The sequence below is a fragment of the Microvirga rosea genome, from assembly GCF_020595095.1.
Lineage (GTDB): Bacteria > Pseudomonadota > Alphaproteobacteria > Rhizobiales > Beijerinckiaceae > Microvirga > Microvirga rosea.
On the sequence record NZ_JAJDOP010000005.1, the window covers coordinates 391,635 to 413,555 of the forward strand.

The following is a 21,921-nucleotide window of genomic DNA, read 5'->3' on the forward strand; positions in this document are numbered from 1 at the left end:
GCGGTGGACCGCTTCCCCGATGCGCTGGACTACTTCACCGGCTTGAGCGCCAGGAGATGGAGCAGTCGTGCCGGGTTCTGACGTGAGATCGTCGGATTGACGAACGGGTTCTCGCCGCTGGCCCAGCCAGTGAAGCGCTTGGTGTTGTACTGATACCAGGTCGCGCTGTTATAGACTGGGAAGACCGGGAGGTTCTCCGCGACGATGCGCTGGGCGCTGTTCATGATGGTCTTCTGCTGCGCCTGATCGGGCGTCTGGGCGAACTTAGCCAGAAGGACTTCGAGCTCGTCGTTGAACCAGCGCTGCGCCGTGAAGCGAGTCTTGCCGGCGTCCGACTTGGTGAAGGCGCGCTGATAGAGATAATAGGGCGAGGCCGCGACCGATATGCTGTTGATGGCGGCGTCAAATGATCCGCTGATCAGATTTTGTGACCAGACGGCTTCTTCTGGAGTTCCCATGCTGGCATTGATGCCGGCTTCGCGCATGCCCTCGACGGCGATTTGCACGGTATCGATCCAGTCGCTCCAAGAGTTCGGCACGATGATGTTGAAGGCGATTGGGGTCCCGTCTGGATTATCGCGGAAGCCGTCTTTGTTCTTGTCGACATATCCAGCCTTGTCGAGAAGCACTTTGGCAGCGTCCAGATCATAGGTGGTGTACTTGCCGAACTCGGCCTTCACCTTCGGATCGAGCCACATCTTGTAAACGTCGCCGAATGCGGTGGGGTCTTCGTTCAGAGTCGGATAGCCGTAGCCCGCTACGTCGACCATAGCCTTGCGGTCCAGGGTCATGCTGACGGCACGCCGGAAGTTAAGGTCCTTGAAGGCTTTGCGGTTGTTCTCGTTGGAGGTTTCCTGGTTGAACAGGAACTCCACCATGCTGCCGGCCACGTACCAGTATTTGTGATGCTGCGGGTCCTTGGCGACGAATGTCTTCTCCACGTCGGGTAGGAAGGCCACACCCCAGTCGAGCTGTCCGCCGGCGGAGGCTGCCAGGATCTGGTTGTTGTCCGCAAGCTGCGGGAAGCGCATGCAGTCGACGGACAGATGCGCGGCATCCCAGTAGTGCGGATTGCGACACTGGTCGTAGGTCTGCGGCGTGAAGCGCGTCACCTCCGTCATTGGACCGCTGCCGACCGGGTTCTCGTTGGCGAAGGTGACCGGCTCTGTGACGCTCTTCCACACATGCTCCGGCACGATCGGCAGCGCGATAAGGCGGTCGACCGCCAGCGCGCTCGGCTGACGAAGGGTAAAGCGCACGGTCTGTTTGTCGACCTGCTCAACGCCGCTGATAAACTGCCAGATCGACACGAAATCAAGCGCCGGATACTGTTTGATGTAGTTGTAGGTGAAAACGACGTCGGACGTCGTCAGCGGCTGCCCGTCCGACCACTTCAGACCGTCGCGCAACTTGAATTCAATGCTCTTCAGATCCTCGGCGAGCTTGTAGCTCTCGGCAAGGCGATAGTTCGGCTTGTTGTCATCGAGTCGGTTGAAGACGATCAGCGGCTCGTAGATGAAATCGAGCGTGCTCTGCCGCGCTGACGTTTGGTTGAACGGATTGAAGTTGCGCACCCAGGTCGTCGCGGGCTCGACGTTGACTGTGAGCACGGACTGGGCTGCCGCGGGTAGGGTCAAGGCGCCCAGCATGGTCATAGCCAGAAATGTGGTAGATCGTTTCATTGCATTTCCCTCTTTTTATTGAACTGTTTACGCACGCGGGCAACTCGCCTACGAAAGCCGGGTGAAGATGTCCTCGACCTCCGCATGAAGCTGCCGAACATCGACCTTGTGCGAGCTGAGGCGCCGCTTTCCGGCTTCGATCCGCTCCGAGGTTTGCTGCGACAGCGGCCGGGCGGCCCGGGCGGCCGCGAGGCTTTCCTCTGTCGTGCCATGGCTGTGCAGAGCAATGTCGCAACCGGCATCGAGCGTCTGGCGAACGCGCTCGGGCAAGGGCCCGTGCAGCGACTCCATGAACAGGCAATCGGATATGAGCACGCCCTGGTAGCCGAGTTCGCCGCGGATCACGTCATTGCAGATGACGGGCGAGACCGAAGCCGGCCGCTCCGCGTCATAGGCGGAATAGACCACATGGGACACCATCGCCCACGGCGTGTCGATCAGATCAAGGAAAGGCTTGAAATCCGTCGCAGTCAGGACGGCGCGACTCTCGCGTACCACCGGTCGCTCCTTGTGGCTGTCGGTGGTGGCACGTCCATGGCCGGGAATATGCTTCATGATCGGCAGGTTGCCGACCTCTAGGAGGCTGTCGACTACGATGCGTCCGAGAGCTGCCACCCGCTCGGGATCAGAACCGAAGGATCGCGCCCCGATCACGGCGCTCGTCGAGTCGAAGACGAGATCGAGGACAGGCGAGCATCCGCTCGTTAGTCCCAGTTCAGTCATCACGGTGCCCATGGCGTGTGAGGAGAGACGCAAGGCGTGCTTCGCAAGGTCCAAATCGTGATTGGCAAGTCGCGCGAAATCATGAAACGATCGGAACGACGGCCACGGCCCGGCGTCGAGATGCTGCACTCGTCCCCCTTCCTGATCGGTGAAGACCGGTGCATCGTCGCGTCCTACCGCTTCCCGAAACTGTGCCACCAGTCTCTTGACCTGATCAGGCGTCTTCAGGTTGCGGCGTCCGACGAAGAGGCCATACGGGTTGGTTTCACGAAACAACGCAACCTCATCGGCGTTGAGGGTCGGATTCGGAATGCCAATGAAGAGTGCGAGTGGAACGTTTTGAGACATCGGACCCATTTCTTGGAGTGAAGTACTATTGCGTGCGATAGCGCCTAACTAGAGGCAGCCGGTTCGGACGTTCGCAGCATGCCCGTGTAGATCCCTTTTCCAGGAAACGGGATCTCGATTGCGCCGACGACGTCGACATAAAAGCCAGCGGGACCAGGATCCCCGATGATGGCATAGGCGTAGCCCATATGCTTCATGACAAGGAGTGTCTGGTGCAGCAGTTTGGAGCCGATCCCCTGGCCCCTGTGCGCTTCTGCAACTCCTGTCGGCCCAAAGAAGCCACGCGCGACCGCATCGTAGCACGCGAAGCCGACCAGTTCGCCGTTGCTCAAAGCGATGAGGCAGGAGGACGGTTGACGGCCAATGGCGATGGCCACTTCACTCGCCCAGTTTTGGCTGAAATGCCGCTCAATCCAAGCCAGTACAACGTGTCTTTCAGGCGCAAGCACCGGCCGGATCGTCAGATCCGTTCCTTCAGTTCGCGGCTCAGGGCTACTAAACTCCTGCGCATATAGACTGACAAGAAGGTCGCCCATTCCAATTCCACAATAAAGTAATAGATGCTCTTATAGTGGATGTTATTAGGATCAACTCCGCTTTCTGCGTCAAGCTTGTTTTTTGGATGGGCGTGAGATGGCTGATGCGGCTTGGTCAAAGCCATCGGTGATGAGTTCGTTGCAAGTGCATGATGACGACCCCCTCCGGGACTTGACCGGCATTAAATCCACAAGCTTGGGGAGCTTGGCGTCGTCCCGGTGCGGCCTGGTCACCTTGCCCACTAGCGTAAGGGCGAAGGACTGTAGACTGAAGCGCACAGTCACCACACGGCCAGATTACTCCTCACGGCTCTCGGCGATGCAGCGCTTGATGGTCTTCGAGAAATATCACCTGACTAAGATCGGGATTCGCATTTGAAACAGGCTCACATGCATCCACTGATCAGCTGCACCAGTATTTTCGCAGTTCCAGCACACGGCCACCACAGTGATTTCGTCTGGAAAGTTGAGTCGCTAGAAATATAGACATACCAGAGTGCGTCCGGAGATCGCTCCCTATTATGCACAAACATACATGTTATATCCTTTGACGGGATCTCAGGGCGATCTGGATCAACGATCTGCAGAGACATGCACGCCAGTGTCCAGTTCACGTTGACAGGTGTGCTAGCGCACATCTGCATCGATGAGACGAGGCTCGAGGACTAATTTTTTATACTGATCGATCTAAAATTATGTTGGTCCCCCTTTCGAAAGCTACCGGCCGGTATTATACCAATTGGTACGAAATCGGGCTAAGCAAGCCGATTGCCTAGCCTTCGAATGGATAGCTCGCCAATGACCGTCTTCCTCAAGCCTGTTTTACGTCCGTCCAAATGGATCATAGCTTTGGTCCTTGGCACACCGGTTCTCTGGCTCACAACCGGAACCGCGACCACTCAGGGGAGCGACAACAGATCGGTGCCCTCTGCCACACCTGCAACCGTGGTTGCTCTAGACACAAAAGAACTTGCCTTATGGCAGGAGTTCTCGGGCCGCCTCGAAGCAATTGATCGTGTCGATCTACGTCCTCGGGTCCCAGGAGCTATCCAAGCCGTTCATTTTCGCGAAGGGTCACTGGTGAAGCAAGGTGACCTGCTCTTCACCATCGACCCTGATCCGTATCGTGTTGAGGTCGAGCGTGCCGAGGCGCAGGTTAGCGCCGCTGAAGCAAGGATTGCATTTGCCCGTAGTGAGCTGGATCGTGGCATGAAATTGACAGCCAATCAGACGATCACTCAGCGCGATCTTGATACGAGAGAGAACAATTTGCGCGAGGCGGAAGCTAGTTTGCGCGCAGCAAAGGCCGCGGTAACGACGGCTCGTCTCAACCTGTCCTATACAGAAGTGCGAGCACCGATTTCTGGGCGTGTCGGCAAAATTGAAGTGACAGCAGGCAATCTTGTTAATGGTGGATCCGGCGCGCCAGTTTTGACGTCGATTGTCTCAACCAACCCGATCTATGTAAGCTTCGATGCCGATGAGCGCACAGTCCTGCGAGCATTGGAGATGTTGCCCACGGAAGGTGACCGGCGTGATCATCTAGCACGCATCCCGGTCGAAATGCGTTCCGGGCCTGCGGAAAAGATCGTAAGCGGCAGGTTGCAGCTGATCAACCATACCGTGAGCGGCGCAAGTGGCACTGTCCAATTGCGAGCAGTGTTCGATAATGCCAGCGATCATCTGATGCCGGGCCAGTTCGCCCGCGTCCGTCTGGGGCAAGCCAAGACGACACCTGCATTGGTCGTGCCGGAAAGGGCCGTTGGAGTTGATCAGGACAAGAAGTATGTCCTCGTCGTCGATCCAAATCAAAAGGCAACTTACCGTGAGGTCAAACTTGGAGCCGCCGTTGATGGGGGACGTATCGTCACCAGCGGCCTCAACCCAGGGGAACGGATCATCATAGATGGGCTACAGAAGGTTCGTCCTGGCGCACTAATTGCGCCGCAAAATGATGCATCCGCCTCGCTCCAGACACGCAATTCCACAGCCTCCGCCGCAAACTGATCGCACGTTAGAGGCTTTAGGCCGTTTCCCATGAATATCTCCCGCTTCTTCATCGATCGCCCGGTCTTTGCCGGGGTGCTATCGGTGCTCATCTTTGTCGTCGGACTGCTGGCCTTGAGGAGCCTGCCGATCTCGGAATATCCTGAGGTTGTGCCGCCTCAAGTGGTCGTTCGGGCACAGTATCCGGGCGCAAATCCCAAAGTTATTTCCGAAACCGTGGCCGCCCCGATCGAGGAGGCCATAAACGGGGTCGAGAATATGCTCTATATGGGCAGTCAGGCGACAACGGACGGCGTGCTGACCCTCACTGTAACCTTCGCTCTCGGCACCGACCCCGATAAGGCACAGCAACTTGTTCAGAACCGAGTCTCTCAGGCCGAGCCTCGGCTTCCCGAGGAAGTGCGGCGCTTAGGCGTCACAACAGTGAAGAGCTCACCTGATCTTATGATGGTTGTGCACCTACTGTCGCCAAATAGCCGCTACGATGTCACATATCTACGAAACTACGCGGCTCTTAACGTCAAGGACCGGCTCGCCCGTGTTCAGGGCGTCGGTCAGGTCCAGCTGTTTGGATCCGGTGACTATTCCATGCGCATCTGGCTCGACCCGCAGAAAATTGCAGAACATGGTTTGTCCGCTGGCGACGTGGTCAACGAGATCCGGGCTCAGAACGTACAAGCGGCCGCGGGCGTTGTTGGCGCCTCTCCCGGCCTGCCGGGAATTGATCATCAACTGTCGATCAATGCGCAAGGACGCCTCCAGGACGAGGAGCAATTTGCCGACATTATCGTCAAGACTAGCGTCAACGGCGAAATCACGCGCTTGCGCGACATTGCTCGCATTGAGCTGGGCGCCGCAGACTATGCTCTGCGAGCCCTCTTGAACAACAAACCGGCTGTAGCCATTCCCGTTCTGCAAGCGCCAGGATCGAACGCCATTGAAATCGCAGATAAAGTTCGGGCCGAGATGGCAGATATCAAGGCTAACATGCCAGAAGGCATCGACTTTCAAATTGTCTACGATACGACGCAATTCGTACGAGCTTCGATTGATGCGGTGATTCATACTTTGTTTGAGGCCGTGCTGCTCGTGGTGCTTGTCGTAGTTCTATTTCTGCAAACTTGGCGAGCCTCCATTATCCCACTCGTTGCCGTCCCAGTATCGATTGTCGGCACATTTGCCGTCCTGCATGCCTTGGGATTCTCCATCAATGCTCTGAGCTTGTTCGGCTTGGTGCTGGCTATTGGCATCGTAGTCGACGACGCCATTGTGGTGGTGGAAAATGTAGAGAGGAATATTGAGAAGGGGCTGCGCCCACGGGAAGCAACCTACCGGGCCATGCAGGAGGTCTCCGGACCAATCATTGCAATTGCGCTGGTGCTGGTTGCCGTCTTTATCCCGCTGGCGTTCATTAGCGGGCTCACAGGACAATTCTACAAACAGTTTGCAGTTACCATCGCGATCTCCACGGTAATATCAGCGATTAATTCGCTTACCCTGTCTCCCGCGTTGGCCGCTCTTTTGCTTCGCGATCATGATGCGCCTAAGGACCGTTTAACCCGGATTATCGATGCGTTGTTCGGTTGGCTATTCGGCCGCTTCAACAGGTTGTTCCACCGAGGATCCGAGGCCTATGGGACTGGCGTAACGCGTGCAATCTCGATCAAGGCGTTGATGCTGGCCGTTTACGTCGCACTTCTGGGTGCAACCGGGTTTCTGTTCAAGACGGTGCCGAGCGGCTTTGTTCCCGGGCAGGATAAGCAGTACCTCGTCGGCTTTGCCCAGCTTCCCGACGCCGCAACACTAGACCGGACGGAGGACATTATCCGACGAATGACGGATATTGGGCTGAAGCACCCTGGCGTTGAAAACGCGGTGGCGTTCCCTGGCCTATCGATCAACGGGTTCACCAATAGTTCGAATGCGGGGATTGTATTCCTTACTCTCAAGCCGTTTGAGCAACGTCAGGACCCCAACCTCGCTGCTGGAGCAATTGCTGGCCAGCTGAACCAACAGTTTGCAGCCATCTCGGGGGCCGTGATTGCAATGTTTCCGCCGCCGCCGGTACAGGGGTTGGGAACGATCGGCGGCTTCAAGCTGCAGATCGAGGATCAAGCTGGCCTCGGTTACGAGGCGCTCGACCGCGTCACGAAGGAGTTCTTGACCAGGGCCTCGGCAGTGCCCGAGCTTGCAGGCCTATTCTCAAGCTACTCGGTCAACGTCCCTCAGCTCTATGCGGATGTTGATCGAGCAAAGGCGCGCCAGCTAGGAGTTTCCATCTCTGACGTGTTCAGCACGCTCCAGATCTATCTCGGCTCGATCTACGTGAACGATTTCAACAAATTTGGGCGAACCTATACCGTACGGGTCCAGGCTGATGCTCCCTTCCGGGCACGGGCTGAGGACGTTGGCTACCTTAAGGTCAGGTCGATCTCCGGAGATATGGTCCCACTGACAGCCCTACTCAACATTCAGTCCAGCGTAGGGCCGGAGCGCGCCATGCGTTACAACGGCTTCCTCTCGGCGGATGTCAATGGACAGGCGGCTCCAGGATACTCATCAGGTCAGGCGCAGGCAGCGGTCGAGCGGATCGCAGCGGAGACACTGCCGAAAGGTTTTAGAGCCGAATGGACAGAGTTGACCTATCAGGAAATCCTGGCGGGCAACTCAGGTGTTCTAGTCTTTCCCATTGCCATCCTTCTTGTCTTCTTGGTGTTGGCGGCGCAGTACGAGAGCCTGTCGCTTCCAGTCTCAATTATTCTCATTGTTCCGCTCGCGCTGCTCGCGGCTTTGGCTGGTGTTTGGCTGACTCAGGGCGATAATAACGTGTTCACCCAGATTGGTCTCATTGTTCTCGTCGGTCTATCGGCGAAGAACGCGATTCTAATCGTGGAGTTCGCCCGCGAGCTTGAATTCGAAGGTCGCACCCCGATGGAGGCCGCCGTCGAAGCCAGCCGACTGCGGCTGCGGCCGATCCTCATGACGTCGCTTGCCTTCATTATGGGCGTGGTCCCGCTCGTAATGTCGACGGGCGCTGGCGCTGAGATGCGAGCCGCAATGGGTGTAGCCGTGTTTTCAGGGATGATCGGTGTGACAGCATTCGGCCTGTTCTTCACCCCCGTCTTTTACGTCTTACTCAGACAATTGACGGGGAATCGGCACCTTCAGCATCGGTCCGAGGGGGCCACACCGGAACCGGTCTCACCTGGGCATACCGTGAAGGAACCGGCGAGCTGAGCGGATGCGTGGCACCGCCGGAGCCAGCGTTGCTCTGCCAATCCTACCCTAGGAATGGAACGCCATTTATGGGTCAATTTCAAAGAAGCCTCAGATCTGCTCTGACATCCGCCCTACTGCTCACGGTGAGCACGCTTTCCGAAAGCGCTAGGGCAGACGAAGAATACCAAGTCACCAATGACGTTGTTTTAACGGATGTGCGTGTCTCTTCTGCAACGTCAAGCGAGCGGTCCCATATCATGTTCGTGCTAGAAAATCGCAGTGCCGAATGGATCCGCTTTGGCGGAATAGAGATTTCTGGTGCCGGGCGCTCACGGATCATCGCGTCCGTTGGTAGTGGGGTGACGACGACATTTGATTCTGTGCCTGTGGCTCCGGGCAAAGTCCTTTCTGCCGATGGAAAGGCACTTTGGATTGAGGTTGACGGTCTGCCAAGCCCTCAAGGTGGCAAGATCGAAGCTACAGTGAGCGTCGGGACTGCGGCCGTCCAATTCAATCTTCCAGTTAGTTGTGAGATTAAACCGTCCAGCTAAGGGTTCTAAATGCAATCCAGTCTCTAGTTTGATATCGTTGGCCAGCCCCGCATTGCGAAGTCCACGACCCGATGGAGTTCCTCACGCGAAGCCCCTGACGCTGCCTTGACCGCCATACCGAGACCGATCGACACGACATAGCGTGCCCAATCAGCAGGATTTTCCTCATTGGGAAAGTCACCGTTGGAACGTGCCAGCTCTAGTCGATCACGTATATTGTTTTCGTTGACCATCCGGCGCGCGATGAGCTCCTCACGGATAGCTTCGCTCGCTTCACTGCACGCCACGGCTCCGTTCACGCCGAGACAACCGGGAGGGTTCATGGGATCAGTCAGCATGTCAGCATAGCCTCGCAGAAGCTGCTCGACTGAATCCCTCGCCTCTGGCGCCTGAAGGGCCTTATGGGCAAAGCACAGGTGTTGGCGCTCGTAGAGATCGAGAGTTTGGCGGAAAAGGTCCTCCTTGTTGCCAAAGGCAGCGTAGAGGCTCGGGCGGGTGATGCCCATGGCATCTGTGAGGTCGGAGATAGACGTACCCTCATAGCCCTGACGCCGAAACACCTGAAGTGCGATGTGCAGCGCCTCGTCAGGATCGAATTCCCGGTGGCGGCCCATGAACGTCGTATCTCCTCGCTGCAACCATTGAATAATGCTTAGCACAACGGAAATTGCACCATTCGATATAATAGTGACTTTATTGAGTTTCTCAAGTTCATCGGCTTAGCGAGACAACTGTCAATGCAGTCTATTTGGTACAATGTCTCCCCGAGGTGCTGTACAGATAGCCGTGGTGTTCGTCAGCGCGTTACTGGAGAGCCGCATGATGTGCTGTCGGCCATGAAAGGCGAGCGTAAGGGAGGCCCCCTCGACGCCTGCGTTCATCTCTGGTGATCGCAGAGCGATCCGCGATTGGGCTAGGCAGTCCGCGACGTCGTTGCCGATCCGGCCGACGATATCCTGGTCAGTGTAGCCTCCTTATAGGAAATCGTCGTCAAGGTCCGGCGTGAAGAGGTCCACCTTTCTGCATCCGAGACGGCAAACCGACACTCTGCCTTAAGTATGCATCGGCTTAACTCTCCGATGCTCTAGAAGAAAGTTTTTACTGCGTCGACCACGTCGAAATTCTCGTCGATGACGCAGAGAACATCCCACTTGTCGAAGGTGGTGCAGGGGTGAGAGATGCCGAGTTCCACCATATCTCCCGGACGTAGATGGCTATCCTCGGGGCATTTTAGATATGCATGCTGGTCGTTCAGCATGATAATCTCATAGGTTTGCGGCAAGTTCCGCACCGTCAGCGCCGCACCAGAAGCGCAACGGAGCGGTCGCGGCAGATGCGCATCATAGGAGACGTCTCGTCGGCCTGCATTGAGAAAGGCAAGGCCGGGCTCTGGCCGTGACTGAACTGTTGTCCAAACCGTCAGGGCTTGGCGTGGCTTCGCACCCAGCCTTGCCAATTCTGGCGAACGCTCAAGGGCGCGGGCGATCTCGCGCTCATACATGCCGGCGTCGTGCGAAATGTAACAGCCGCTGCGCAGCACCACGCGCGAAGGTTTATCGAAGACAGGAAGGCTCAATGCCTTAGCGACCAGATCGAAATAGGCCGAGCCGCCGGCTGTGAGCAGAATTTCCCGTCCACTGAACAGGCCATTCGCAGCGAAATTGCTAGCTGTCTTCGTCATGTAGGCAAGAAAGTCGGCGACGCGGCTCTCAATCTCGGCCCGATCTGACCCACGGATACTGCCCTCAAAGCCCTCAATGCCGACGAGGGCTACCGCGTGCCGCATACCCATCAGACAGTCGGCGACGGCGCGCGCATCGGCTTCAGTCCGGCAGCCGCTGCGGGCGAAGGGTGATCCGAGCTCGATCAGCACTTGGAAAGGCCTGTGACTGGGATGTTTAGCCGCGACCTGTTCGAGAAGTTCGGCACCTTCGAGGGAGTCCACAAGGAAGTAGAAGTCGAAAGCCGGGTCCTCGATCTGCGCCTGGGCAATATAAGATAAGAAACTGGGATCGAGGATCTGGTTTGCCAGAAAAATGCGCGACACACCGTAGTGACGCGCCACCTGGACGTGGTGCTGCGTTGACAGTGTGATGCCCCAGCAGCCGTCATCGAGCTGCTTGCGGAAGAGTTGCGGCGCCATCGTGGTCTTGCCATGCGGGCAGAGCGACACGCCGTAATGGGCTGTCACTGCCGCAATCCAACGACTGTTTTCTTCGATCGCTCCACGGTCGAGCACGGCAATCGGTGTCGGCAGGTCACGCCGTAAAATGTTCCAGCCCTGTTGGCCTATATCGGCAAGCGACATATCCGCGATCTTTCCAGGCATTCCCTTCGTTCGGCTGTCGATCCGCACATCCGGCAGCAAAGGGATATGGAGTAATTTCGTCTGGGTACGTGCATTCAACACCAGAATATTCCTTTACGTTGGATCGAGAGGGCCCACGTGATGCGTATCGAACAGGCAGTATGCCTGTAATTGGCGGCTATGCTCAGTCAAGCCATTTGCGCTGCCCGGCACAATGACGTTTAAAAATCCCTGCTGCTTCGTTCGGTTTCCAGCCAGAGTCTGTGACAATGCCGCATCACCTCCAGTGCCTGCCCGCGGCTGCGCAGCCGCGAAGATCTGCAATGGCCTCGACGAGTGGGATAGTACTGAGGTTCATTTCCCCATTGCACAGAAACAGAAACCGCTCCATCGAGAAACTGCGCGATCTCCAGGATGTCGGACGGATCGATTGCCTTGCCGCTCCGAGCCCAGAGCACCGCACACCAATTGCAGCCCAGGGCTCAGTCCACACCCACCCTTGCGGAATCGATGTCGTTGAACGTCGGACTGCGATCGACAAGCATGCAAATATGGTCGAGTTCCCGGCGCGAGCGGGCGTCCCAGCACCATGTGAACGGACTGAGGCCTTGCACGCGGGCAGAGACTGTCTAGCGCACCTGTGACTTTCCATCCTATTTTGATCAACCTGGATTGGACGAGATGCCTAAGAAAGTACGTAGTGCTCGTCTCCCACCTGTACGTATTCGCGAACAGGCGGCTTATAGCCGACGCTCCTAATCGGGCTTTTGAACTCGGTAACGCCCTGGGGCGAGCTCTTCAGTCTAACGCTCGGATCAGGAACCGGGACAGCTGACAGGAGCTTTCGGGTGTAAGGGTGCCGCGGATTGCTGAAGATCGCCCTACGTGGCCCGATTTCGACGATTTCCCCTAGATACATGACGGCAACGCGATGGCTGACGCGCTCCACCACCGCCATGTCGTGGGAGATGAACAGATAGGCGAGCCCAAGCTTCTCCTGCAGTTCCAGCATAAGATTAATGATCTGCGCCTTAATCGAAACATCAAGAGCCGAAACGGATTCATCGGCGACGATCAGCTTCGGTTCAAGCGCGAGCGCTCTTGCGATGCAGATGCGCTGCCGCTGTCCGCCAGAAAACTCATGAGGGAACCGGTTGAACGTTTCGCGCTTCAATCCTACGATCTCTAAAAGATCCACAGCGCGGTCATGAGCCTGCGTTCTACTAACCCTGCCGTGGATGATCATCGGCTCCATGATCGCTGAACCTATCCGCATGCTTGGATTGAGACTGGCGAAGGGATCTTGGAAGATCATCTGGATATTGCGCCGATGATCTCGGAGTTGTGCTCCGCTAATGCTGCCGATATCCTGGCCGTCCAGTCTGATCTCCCCGGCGGTCGGCTCGATCAGCCGCATAATCGAACGCCCGGTGGTCGATTTGCCGCAGCCGGATTCTCCGACCAACGACAGTGTCTCGCCCACCTTGATGTCGAAGCTGACGTCCTCCACGGCATGGACCCGGCCGCTCAGCCGACCGAAGAGGCCCGTCCTAACGTCAAAACGCGCCGTCAAGTTCTTGACTACCAGAAGCGGTTCCGATCGGGTGTCGACAGTCAACGCCCCCGGCGGGGCAGGCTGCGGATTGCCTGTCACCGGATCGACGATGGGATAGCGGCGCGGATTGGCTTCGTCCGCCATCGAACCGAGTACCGGAACCGCGGAAAGCAAAGCTCGGGTATAGGGTCTTGCTGGTGCTCGGAAGATCTCCGGCGTAGCGCCTTCCTCGACGATGTCACCTCGATACATCACGACCGTCCTGTCGGCGATCTGGGCGACCACACCCATGTCATGCGTAATGAAGAGGACCGCCATATCGCCATCGGCCTGCAGATCCTTGATCAAGTCGAGTATTTGCGCCTGAACCGTCACGTCGAGCGCCGTCGTCGGCTCATCGGCAATCAGCAGTTTCGGCCGGCAGGCAAGTGCCATGGCGATCATCACGCGTTGCCGCATGCCGCCTGAGAAATTGTGGGGATATTGCGTGAGACGGGAGCGCGCGTCAGGAATCCTGACCTGTTCCAGAAGGCGCTCGGCCTCACGTAGCGCTTCCTTTTCGCTGACACCGCGATGCTTGACCAGCACTTCGGAAATCTGTCGCCCGATCGTTAGCACGGGGTTGAGGCTTGTCATCGGTTCTTGGAAGATCATGGCAATCTTGTTGCCACGCAACTCACACATTCGTCGTTCCGGGAGGGTCAGCAGGCTCTGCCCGCCGAGGAAGATCTCTCCTTCGACGCGCGATACTTTCGCGTCGAGAAGGCCAGCAATGGAGAGCGCGGTCACGCTCTTACCCGAACCTGACTCCCCGACCAACGCGACGATCTCGCCCGGACTGATATTGAAGGAAATCTGCTGTACGGCAGGGGTCCAGATGCCATCTCTGCGAAACGATATCGTCAGGTCGCGTATCGAGAGCGTCGGCTGTAGCTGTGCGTTTGCTTCATGAGTTGCGTGCATGACTTCAGCTTTTGCCTAAACCGCGCGGGTCGAAGATATCGCTGAGGCCGTCGCCCAGCATGTTGACCGCCAATACCGTCACGGACAGCGCTGCCGCCGGTAGGAACACCATGGCCGGATGTATCTGCCAGAGCATTCTGCCTTCCGCTAGGATGTTGCCCCAGCTTGGAGTGATGGGCGGGGTGCCCGCGCCGATGAATGATAGGGCGGCTTCCGCCAGCATGGCCGAGGCGCATATGAAGGTCGCCTGCACGACGATGGGGCCGATAGCATTGGGCAGGATGTGCCGGAAGACAACGCGCAATGGCCCTGCACCCATCGAAATCGCCGCCTCTATATAAGGCTGCTCGCGAAGCGTCAGGACCACACCCCGTACGAGACGGCTGACCCGGGGAATTTCAGCGATCGAGATGGCAATGATCACGTTCTGAATCGAGCCGCGGGTTAAGGCGACCAGCGCGATAGCCAGCATGATCGGCGGGATGGACATGAAACCGTCCATCACCCGCATTAACGGCCCGTCCAGGGGGCGTATGAATCCTGCGAAAAGCCCGATGAGGCCGCCGATCATGGATGCCAGAAACGCAACGGAGAACCCGACGAGCAGAGACACTCGCCCCCCGTATACGACTCGCGAATATAGGTCGCGTCCATGCATATCCGTGCCGAACCAGTGCTTCTCGGACATGCCTTGCAGTCGATCCATAGGTTCGACCGAGAGAGGGTCGGAGGTCCACAGCAGGGGGGCAAGAAGACTGATCGTCAGGAAGATGAACAGGATGCTTCCGCCCACTACGGCGCCGGAATGACGAAGGAACGTACGGCGCGCGCGTCTTCCACCTGTTTCCGTGACCGGAAGGACAGATAAATGATCGTTTGCCCCAACCATTAGTATCGTACCCTTGGATCGAAGAACGTGTAGGTGATATCAACCAGCAGATTGACGATCAGATAGTTCAGGCTGAAGAGAAGGATGAGGCTTTGAATGACAGGGTAGTCGCGGCGGAGGATGGCATCGGCAGTCATGCGGCCTAATCCTGGCAAGGCAAACACGCTTTCGGTAACCACCGCGCCACTGATCAGCCCTGCAATGCCTAGGCCAACGACGGTCGTTATCGGCACCGCGGCGTTCTTTAAGGCATGCCGGAACAGTATTTCCCCTTGCCCGAGACCCTTGGCCTTGGCGGTACGGACATAATCCTGCGACAGGACCTGCAGCATCGCCGCCCTCGTCATGCGGGCCAGCAGGCCAATAAATGCTGATCCGAGCGCTATCGAAGGAAGGATGAGATGACGCATCCAATTCCAAAGCCCGCTAGACAAGGGAGCGTAACCCTGCACGGGAAGCCACTTGAGCTTGAGCCCAAAGAAATATGCCAGCAGGTAACCCACGACGAAGACAGGAATAGAAAATCCGAGCGTGGAAAACACCATCAGACCCCGATCGACCCGGGAGTTCTGCTTCCAAGCCGCAACGATGCCGAGCGGTATAGCGACCAAAGTGGACAGGGTCATGGACACCACCATCAAGGACAGCGTCGGACCAAACCGCAGGCCGATCTGTTGTAGAATGGGCTGTCCCGTATAAATGGAATTACCCAGATCGCCTTGCACGATCTGGAGCAGCCAATCGCTAAAACGAACCAGGTAAGGCTCGTCAAGCTTTAGCGACTGGCGGATGCGCGCGACCATCTCAGGCGTGGCCTGGTCGCCCGCGATGATAGCCGCGGGGTCGCCAGGGGTCAGATAGAGTAGACTGAACACGAATATCGCGACCATCAATATGACGAAGATGGACGCAATCAGGCGACGCCCGAGATAGGTTAGCATTCAGCAAGCCTCGTCGATGATATGGTCAGGAGACGGAGACGTTGTAGAAGCGCGGAAATTCGGAGGGGAAACCTCTAACCTTTTTTGAGATTGCGACGAACCCGCCAGGGCTTCCAAGCGGTATGTAGGGAAGTTCTTCGAAGGCTGTCGCCTGCATTTCGCGCGCCACCGCCTTGCGGGCGTCGTCGTCGGGAGCATAGATCCATTTGTCGCGAAGATCTTCCAGCTTCTGTGAGGTCGGCCAGCCGACATAGGCTTTCTCGCCATTGCCACGGATGGCGATATTCGCAACCGGATCGAAGGCCATCATCTCATTGAGGCCAGTCACAAATATATTCCAGCCGCCCTGTTGAACCGGTCCCTTGTTGGTTCGACGCTGCACGAGCGTGCCCCAATCCATTGTCTGCATATCGACCTTGAAGCCGATCCTTTCCAGCATCTTGCCGATAACAAGCGAAGCACCGTGCAGATGCGCCTGGTCCACGGGATCGAGAATTACTATCGGCCTGCCATCATAGGAAGATGCCGCGAGCAGCTTGCGCGCCTTTTCGAGATCTGGAGGCCCTTTCAGCGGATCCATGCCTGCCGAGTTGGCCATGGGAGACATTGGGTGGAAGAAGCCGACGCCGGTCACCCAGCGAGAAGGGTCAGCGCCGCGCATGCCGATCATCACATCGGCCTGGTTAATTGCCGGCAACACTGCCTGACGAATCTTTGGATCGTTGAATGGTGGCTGAAGCTGGTTGAACCGCAATATGGTCGTCGGGGAAATCTTGCCGACCTCGACACGAACCGTCCCGCTCGTCTCTAGTGCCTGGATGAAATCGGGCTGTGCATTGTGCCAGACATCGACTTCTCCAGCCATGATCGCAGAGGCCGCCGTGGCGGAGTCGGGGATGATCGACCATTCCACCCGGTCGACTAGGGCCTCCTTCCGCCCCGCGGTGAAGCTTCCCGCTTCGCTTCTTGGCTTGTAGCGGTCGAACCTCTCGTAAACAACACGCGAGCCGCTCACCCATTCGTTTTTGACAAAGCGGAACGGGCCACTGCCAATGACCTCCGCTACCTGTTTGGACGGCTCCGTCAGCGCCAGCCGCTCCGGCATGATCGGCAGCATTGGCGTCGGCTTTCCGAGGGCATTCGGCAGCATGGGGAACGGTCGTTTCAGTCTAAAGACAATTGTATCGTCGCTTGGCGCGCTGAGTTCTTGAACGATCGAGAACAGAGTCTGGCCGAAGGCATCGCCCTTGCTCCAGCGGTTGATGCTCGCTACGACATCGCGGCCGCGTACCGGCTCGCCATCATGGAAAAGAAGACCTTCACGCAGCTTGATCGTCCAAGTCAGCCCATCGGCACTAACCTCGTGGCCCTGAGCCATCTGCGGCTGGATCTTGAAGTTTTCATCCATGCCGTAAAGGGTGTCGAAGACAGCGTAGCCGTGGTGCTGCGCGACACCCACTGGCGAAAAGACCGGGTCGAGAACCGGCAAATCCGATTCCGGGATAAATCGCAGCACCTCTCCGCCCTTCGCTCGCGCAATATACGGGGCCGCCAGAAATACGGTACCGGCTGCCGATGCCTGAAGAAATGTGCGTCGCGAAATCATAGTTTCCTCCCTTGAGATCCGACCGCTCCGCTGGAATCGAAGGCCCTCCCCCTGGGCCAAAGACTGCCACGGTTAATTTCTCATACCATATATTTTTTTGCTGGTCGATTGATTTTGCTCTGAAGCCGCGCAACGCCTGACTATTCGGAAGCACCATGGCGGATAAAATTCACATCGCCAGTTGCATTTCCGATCAGTGTCATCGCCGCAGCGCGGGCAAGATCCGGCTTTCGCTCGATAATTGCACGGGCGAGGTCTCCATGCTCGACGATCGCCCGAGGTCTATGCTGCCCTTGTGCCGCTATCTCGAACATCTGACGAAGGCCAAAGCTGAACAATTGTCCAATGGGCCAAAAGAACTCGTTATGCGTGGAAAGATAGATCTGCTTATGAAAAAGCAGATCGGCTTCCACCCAGCGGGCATTATCGTCACCGGCATCGATCATCGCCTGGAAGATCGTAGACAATTGTTCCCGGTCCTGATCGGTGCTCTCAAGGGCCGCCAGAGCCGCCGCTGCGGGCTCTGTAGCCTGGCGTAATTGGAACATTTTCTTGAGGTATGTATCGGTATCCGTGGTTTCGACCCGCCATTTGAGAATGTCCGGATCGAGATGGTTCCAGTCCTCGATCAACCTGACCTGCGTGCCCCGTTTTGGGCGGGCATCAATCAACCCCTTGGCTGCTAGACTGCGAACAGCCTCCCTCATCGCTGTCCGACTAATGCCAAGCATCTCACACAACTGAGCTTCGGCAGGCAGAATCGTGCCGGGTGGAAAGTCTCCACGTACGATAGCCAAGCCGAGCTGATCTGTGACACGCACATGCAATTTGAGGCTGGATGCGGAGAGAATGGGCCTGATCTTTTCGATCGATATATCGTTCATTTGTATACCCGCGCGAGGAAAAGTCGCTGCTTCCGTGAGCTTACCTGAAGGGTCGTTGAGCGTCATCCAAAGGTAGAGCCCCCTTGACGTAAAATTCATATTGTATGAGATATTAACCCACACACTCGGCTGACACTACTCAATTGAGCTGCGGATCGAGCTTGCTGACGCAGCAAGGAGACAAGCGGAAATGGATCTCAAAGAGAAGGTTGCCGTCGTGACCGGAGGCACACGCGGTATTGGCCTGGCCATTGCAGACGCCATCCTTGCCGCCGGGGGGACCGTAGTCATCAATGGACGGTCCAGCACAGATGAGGCTCTCGCCTTGATCGAGCGCTATGGTCGCCAAAGGGTTGTACTGGAAACCGGCGACGTATCGATCCCTGCCGATGCGACCGGCCTGATCGAGCGTGCAACCCAGCACTTCGGCCAACTGGACATTCTCGTGCACGCGGCCGGTGGTCCAGCGCCGGGAAAGGTGCTCGATCTGTCCGCCGAAAGTTGGCAGGCAGCTTTCGATATCCATATTCATCCGGTTTTCTTTCTCTTCCGAGCTGCCCACAAGGCTTTGGCGCTTCGCGGCGGAGCCGTACTGTTGATTTCCTCAGTCGCGGGTCTGCGGGGGTGTCCGGGAACGGTAGCCTACCAGACAGTCAAAGGAGCGCTCATTCCGATGGCTCGGGCACTGGCGATGGATCACGGCCACGAGAATATCCGCGTGAACGTGCTTGCGCCCGGAATTATCCGTACACGGTTTCATGACGCCATGACTGACGAGGCGAAGCGGCATAACATCGCCAATCGGATACCGCTCCGGCGAGAAGGTCAGGTCGGAGATGTTGCCAGCGCCGCGATAGAACTCTTGTGTAATGACTTCATCACTGGAGAATACCTGACGATCGACGGTGGCATGTCGATGCGCGTCACGGCCTGAAGACAGTTGCAAGATTATCTCGAGAGAGCGGAACCAATTCAATGACCGGAATCATTCGACTGGCGACCACATCGATGGCGACCTTGGAAAATCGGTCGCCTCCTTACAACCTGAGCCACCCAGATCCAAAAGAGACATTCGCACGTGGCCTTGCACTGATCGATGCGGCTGGCGCCCAGAAAGCCGATTTGGTCTGCCTCCCCGAGACATTTGCGAATGCCGGCCTGCCGCGTTCACGTGCGGCAGAGGCTACCGAAGAACCCGGCGGACCAGCATTTCAACAGATAGCGGAGCGCGCGCGGGCGAACAGGATCAATGTCGTTGCAGGCATGCGCCAGTTCGTCGAGGGTGGTGCCATCAATGTGGGCGTACTGATCAACCGAGATGGAAACCTGATCGGGACGTATACCAAGAAACATCCGACTGAAGGCGAACTGGAAAACGGAGTCATTCCCGGCGCCGTGGCAAATGTGTTCGACACCGATATCGGCAAAATCGGCATCGCGATATGTTTCGACATGAACTGGCCGGCACTTTGGACAGACATGAAGGATCAAGGTGCTGAGATCGTATGCTTTTTGTCCGCCTTCGAGGGCGGATTCCCCCTGCGGGCCTATGCCTGTCTGCACCGCTACACCGTCGTGTCATCCGTTCAGTCATATTATGCTAGGATCATCGACCGAAGTGGAGCTGTCCTCGCAGAGACAAGCCGTTGGGGACGTCTGGTGACAGCAGACATCGACCGGCAGAAACGATGGTTTCACACCGACGATCAGGCCGAGAAGATCCTTGCTGTTCAGGCGAAATATGGGAATCGGGTGCGCGTCGAGACGCTGGGCCATGAACACATGTTCTCGATAGCCCGGCTTGACCCAGATCTCGACATGAACGACATCGTCGGCGAGTTCTCCCTGGTTGATTTCGAATCCTATATCGCGCGCTGTACGTCGGCTCAGGACGAGGTTCTGGCGCGATCGAGAGAAAAACGATGATCCACCACTCCCGCAGCAGCCGCTAGACCGAAAAAGTCATCTGGCACGAGAATCTCTGCCGCGTGCAAGGAGAGCATGAGACTCTCTCTGTAGGGCAGTGAGCCGGTTTGCGGCCTGCGTGCCCTGCTATTGTCGTCCATCATGCCAAGATACCAGTTGGTAGCATGCAGCGAGCCATCAAGGGTTCTGGTCCACATCTGCAGAAGCAGATCAGCCCCACGTTAAGTCTGCCCCCGCCGTTTCACTCCAGGAAGATACGCTGTTCCCGTTCTGAGCCGAGCTTTGCCTGACTTCCGGAACGTGCCATCAGCGGCGCCTGTTCCGAGATCGGCGCGTACGCCCTTGTCTTCCGGCCATGGGCGACGGCCTGGACGTGACCCGGACGGCCTTCGAGCCCGGCTACGGCACAACGTCAGCTTTCATTTATGCCTGCCAGATCGGAATGCGGCACAGGACAATCTCTATAAACGCTCCGCGCCTGCCGAACCGCGATGGGCCTCCGCCTCGACGATATGCCGCCACCAGGGCGGGCAGCCGTCGATCTCAACCTGAAGGGCAAAGCTGAGGAAGGTGCGGATCAGGACGATCAGTCCCAGCACGGTCAGGTTTTCGATCGTGGGCTTGACCGCAACCGTACCGATGATGTCTGCAGCGACCAGCAACTCCAGGCCCAACAGGATGCCACGCCCCAGGTTGGCCCGATACGGGTGGAAAGCCTCCGACCACGCTGCTCGCGACCGGACGTCCCGAAGGAAGATCCAGGTTGAGGAAACCGCGCCGATCAGGATGACGGCGACAGCCGCTATCTCGGCGCCGGTTGCAATGGCATGGAGCGTCTCATTGAGCACGGGATGCTCCATCCTTCCTGGTGACGGCGGGCGTCCATTTCATTGTCATGTCTCGACCGGGGCACCCGGATCGCGCGTGACCAATGCATCGGTGGGCACCATCTCGACAATCTCCCGGGCGGTGCTGCCGAGAAATAGGTCGAGAAGGCTGCTGCTTCCGCGTGTCCCGAGCGCGATGAGATCAACCTTGCCGACGCGAACATACTCGCGCAGCAGGCGGCCAGGGCTTCCCTCCTCGACCAGCACGTCCGGGCGCGTGCGGTCGCACCCGAGAAGTCCCATCTGCTCAAGGAATCGATCAGACCTTTCCAACACGGCATCCTCGTAGGTCCTGCGCAACATCGTTGGATTATCCGCAAGAGTTTGCCGAGGCACGTCATAAGCGTGGAAGAGCGTAAGCTTCCGCTCCGGGAAGAAGCGCAATGTCGTCTGGAAGGCGTGGCGGGCAGGATCGGAAAAGTCGGTTGCGGCCACGATGTTGCGGTACGCGCCCCGCGGCCGGTTCCGAACCACGAGCAGCGGCGTGCGGGAGCGGTGGAGGAGCCGATCCACTGTCTTCCCGAGGCGGAAGCGGCCGAACTCCTCATCCTGCGCCACCCCCGTCACGATGAGGTCGCACCCTTCGGCCTCCGCCGTCGCGAGGATCGTGTCGACCGGCTCCCCCTCCCGGATGCGGATCCGGCTGCGCACCACGGTCGGGCCGAGATCAGCCATGAGATGCTCTCTGGCGACCGCCACCGGATCGGGGGCGACGCCAGGAGGGCACAGGCCCGAGATCGTAGAGGCCGCCCGAGTCCGCATCTTCAAGAACGTGCAGTACGGTCAGCATCGCCTGCCATTCCTCGGCCAGGGCTACGGCCCTGTGGGTGGCACGGTCGCAGCGGGCGCTCATGTCCGTCGCGAGAAGGATCGTCCTGGGGGGTCGATCGTCGAAC

At 57.7% G+C, this 21,921-nt stretch carries 18 protein-coding genes; 5 read left to right on the forward strand and 13 right to left on the reverse strand.

The genetic code is table 11. The features are described 5' to 3' along the window. Positions 1–29 precede the first annotated feature (29 nt). From LJD17_RS15775 to LJD17_RS15785, 3 genes are read right to left on the reverse strand one after another with little or no spacing between them, the layout of a single operon-like run. Positions 30–1,682, reverse strand: a complete 1,653-nt coding sequence (locus LJD17_RS15775; RefSeq protein WP_406600821.1) for an ABC transporter substrate-binding protein — start codon at positions 1,680–1,682, stop codon at positions 30–32. A 48-nt stretch (positions 1,683–1,730) separates the two neighbouring features. Next, complete coding sequence (locus tag LJD17_RS15780) at positions 1,731–2,753, reverse strand: glycoside hydrolase family 3 N-terminal domain-containing protein (protein WP_227385134.1); 1,023 nt, start codon at positions 2,751–2,753, stop codon at positions 1,731–1,733. 44 nt (positions 2,754–2,797) lie between these two features. Next, positions 2,798–3,289, reverse strand: coding sequence for a GNAT family N-acetyltransferase (locus tag LJD17_RS15785; RefSeq protein WP_227385135.1), 492 nt, complete (start codon positions 3,287–3,289; stop codon positions 2,798–2,800). Positions 3,290–4,087: 798 nt separating this feature from the next. Between LJD17_RS15785 and LJD17_RS15790 the strand changes: the two genes are divergently transcribed. The 3 genes from LJD17_RS15790 to LJD17_RS15800 all read left to right on the forward strand — a co-directional run bounded on the left by LJD17_RS15790 (position 4,088) and on the right by LJD17_RS15800 (position 9,066). Then, entirely contained in the window at positions 4,088–5,296 is a 1,209-nt protein-coding gene (locus LJD17_RS15790; protein ID WP_227385136.1) for an efflux RND transporter periplasmic adaptor subunit, read from the forward strand. Between the two features lie 30 nt (positions 5,297–5,326). Then, positions 5,327–8,533 (forward strand): efflux RND transporter permease subunit, encoded by a 3,207-nt coding sequence (locus tag LJD17_RS15795; protein WP_227385137.1) that lies wholly within the window; start codon positions 5,327–5,329, stop codon positions 8,531–8,533. 68 nt (positions 8,534–8,601) lie between these two features. Next, positions 8,602–9,066, forward strand: coding sequence for a hypothetical protein (locus tag LJD17_RS15800; RefSeq protein ID WP_227385138.1), 465 nt, complete (start codon positions 8,602–8,604; stop codon positions 9,064–9,066). Positions 9,067–9,089: 23 nt separating this feature from the next. On the opposite strand, the gene LJD17_RS15805 is transcribed toward LJD17_RS15800, so the two are convergent. From LJD17_RS15805 to LJD17_RS15835, 7 genes are all read right to left on the reverse strand, one after another. Further along, the gene (locus LJD17_RS15805) at positions 9,090–9,680 is read right to left on the reverse strand and encodes a TetR/AcrR family transcriptional regulator (protein ID WP_227385139.1); all 591 of its coding nucleotides are present in this window, start codon (positions 9,678–9,680) and stop codon (positions 9,090–9,092) included. Between the two features lie 470 nt (positions 9,681–10,150). After that, positions 10,151–11,476, reverse strand: a complete 1,326-nt coding sequence (locus LJD17_RS15810; RefSeq protein WP_227385140.1) for an alanine racemase — start codon at positions 11,474–11,476, stop codon at positions 10,151–10,153. 583 nt (positions 11,477–12,059) lie between these two features. After that, positions 12,060–13,892 (reverse strand): ABC transporter ATP-binding protein, encoded by a 1,833-nt coding sequence (locus tag LJD17_RS15815; RefSeq protein WP_227385141.1) that lies wholly within the window; start codon positions 13,890–13,892, stop codon positions 12,060–12,062. A 4-nt stretch (positions 13,893–13,896) separates the two neighbouring features. After that, on the reverse strand, positions 13,897–14,781 hold the full coding sequence (locus LJD17_RS15820) for an ABC transporter permease (protein ID WP_227385142.1): 885 nt from the start codon (positions 14,779–14,781) through the stop codon (positions 13,897–13,899). Then, entirely contained in the window at positions 14,781–15,722 is a 942-nt protein-coding gene (locus LJD17_RS15825; RefSeq protein ID WP_227385143.1) for an ABC transporter permease, read from the reverse strand. Before LJD17_RS15825 ends, LJD17_RS15820 begins: the two co-directional genes overlap by 1 nt. Before the next feature lie 25 nt (positions 15,723–15,747). After that, a complete protein-coding gene (locus tag LJD17_RS15830; RefSeq protein WP_227385144.1) occupies positions 15,748–17,211 on the reverse strand; it encodes an ABC transporter substrate-binding protein in 1,464 nt (487 codons plus the stop codon). A 257-nt stretch (positions 17,212–17,468) separates the two neighbouring features. After that, positions 17,469–18,278 (reverse strand): FadR/GntR family transcriptional regulator, encoded by an 810-nt coding sequence (locus LJD17_RS15835; protein WP_227385145.1) that lies wholly within the window; start codon positions 18,276–18,278, stop codon positions 17,469–17,471. A gap of 124 nt (positions 18,279–18,402) precedes the next feature. Here LJD17_RS15835 and LJD17_RS15840 point away from each other — a divergent pair, with 124 nt between their 5' ends. Both LJD17_RS15840 and LJD17_RS15845 read left to right on the forward strand, forming a co-directional pair. Beyond that, complete coding sequence (locus LJD17_RS15840; protein ID WP_227385146.1) at positions 18,403–19,146, forward strand: SDR family NAD(P)-dependent oxidoreductase; 744 nt, start codon at positions 18,403–18,405, stop codon at positions 19,144–19,146. A gap of 74 nt (positions 19,147–19,220) precedes the next feature. Next, positions 19,221–20,138 carry a carbon-nitrogen hydrolase family protein gene (locus tag LJD17_RS15845; protein WP_227385147.1) on the forward strand — a complete coding sequence of 306 codons (918 nt, stop codon included), beginning with the start codon at positions 19,221–19,223 and terminating at the stop codon, positions 20,136–20,138. Positions 20,139–20,599: 461 nt separating this feature from the next. On the opposite strand, the gene LJD17_RS15850 is transcribed toward LJD17_RS15845, so the two are convergent. From LJD17_RS15850 to LJD17_RS24095, 3 genes are read right to left on the reverse strand one after another with little or no spacing between them, the layout of a single operon-like run. Next, complete coding sequence (locus LJD17_RS15850) at positions 20,600–20,986, reverse strand: DUF1622 domain-containing protein (protein ID WP_227385148.1); 387 nt, start codon at positions 20,984–20,986, stop codon at positions 20,600–20,602. Positions 20,987–21,031: 45 nt separating this feature from the next. Then, on the reverse strand, positions 21,032–21,700 hold the full coding sequence (locus tag LJD17_RS15855) for a universal stress protein (protein WP_264478419.1): 669 nt from the start codon (positions 21,698–21,700) through the stop codon (positions 21,032–21,034). After that, complete coding sequence (locus LJD17_RS24095) at positions 21,693–21,896, reverse strand: universal stress protein (RefSeq protein WP_319799703.1); 204 nt, start codon at positions 21,894–21,896, stop codon at positions 21,693–21,695. Before LJD17_RS24095 ends, LJD17_RS15855 begins: the two co-directional genes overlap by 8 nt. Positions 21,897–21,921 lie beyond the last annotated feature (25 nt).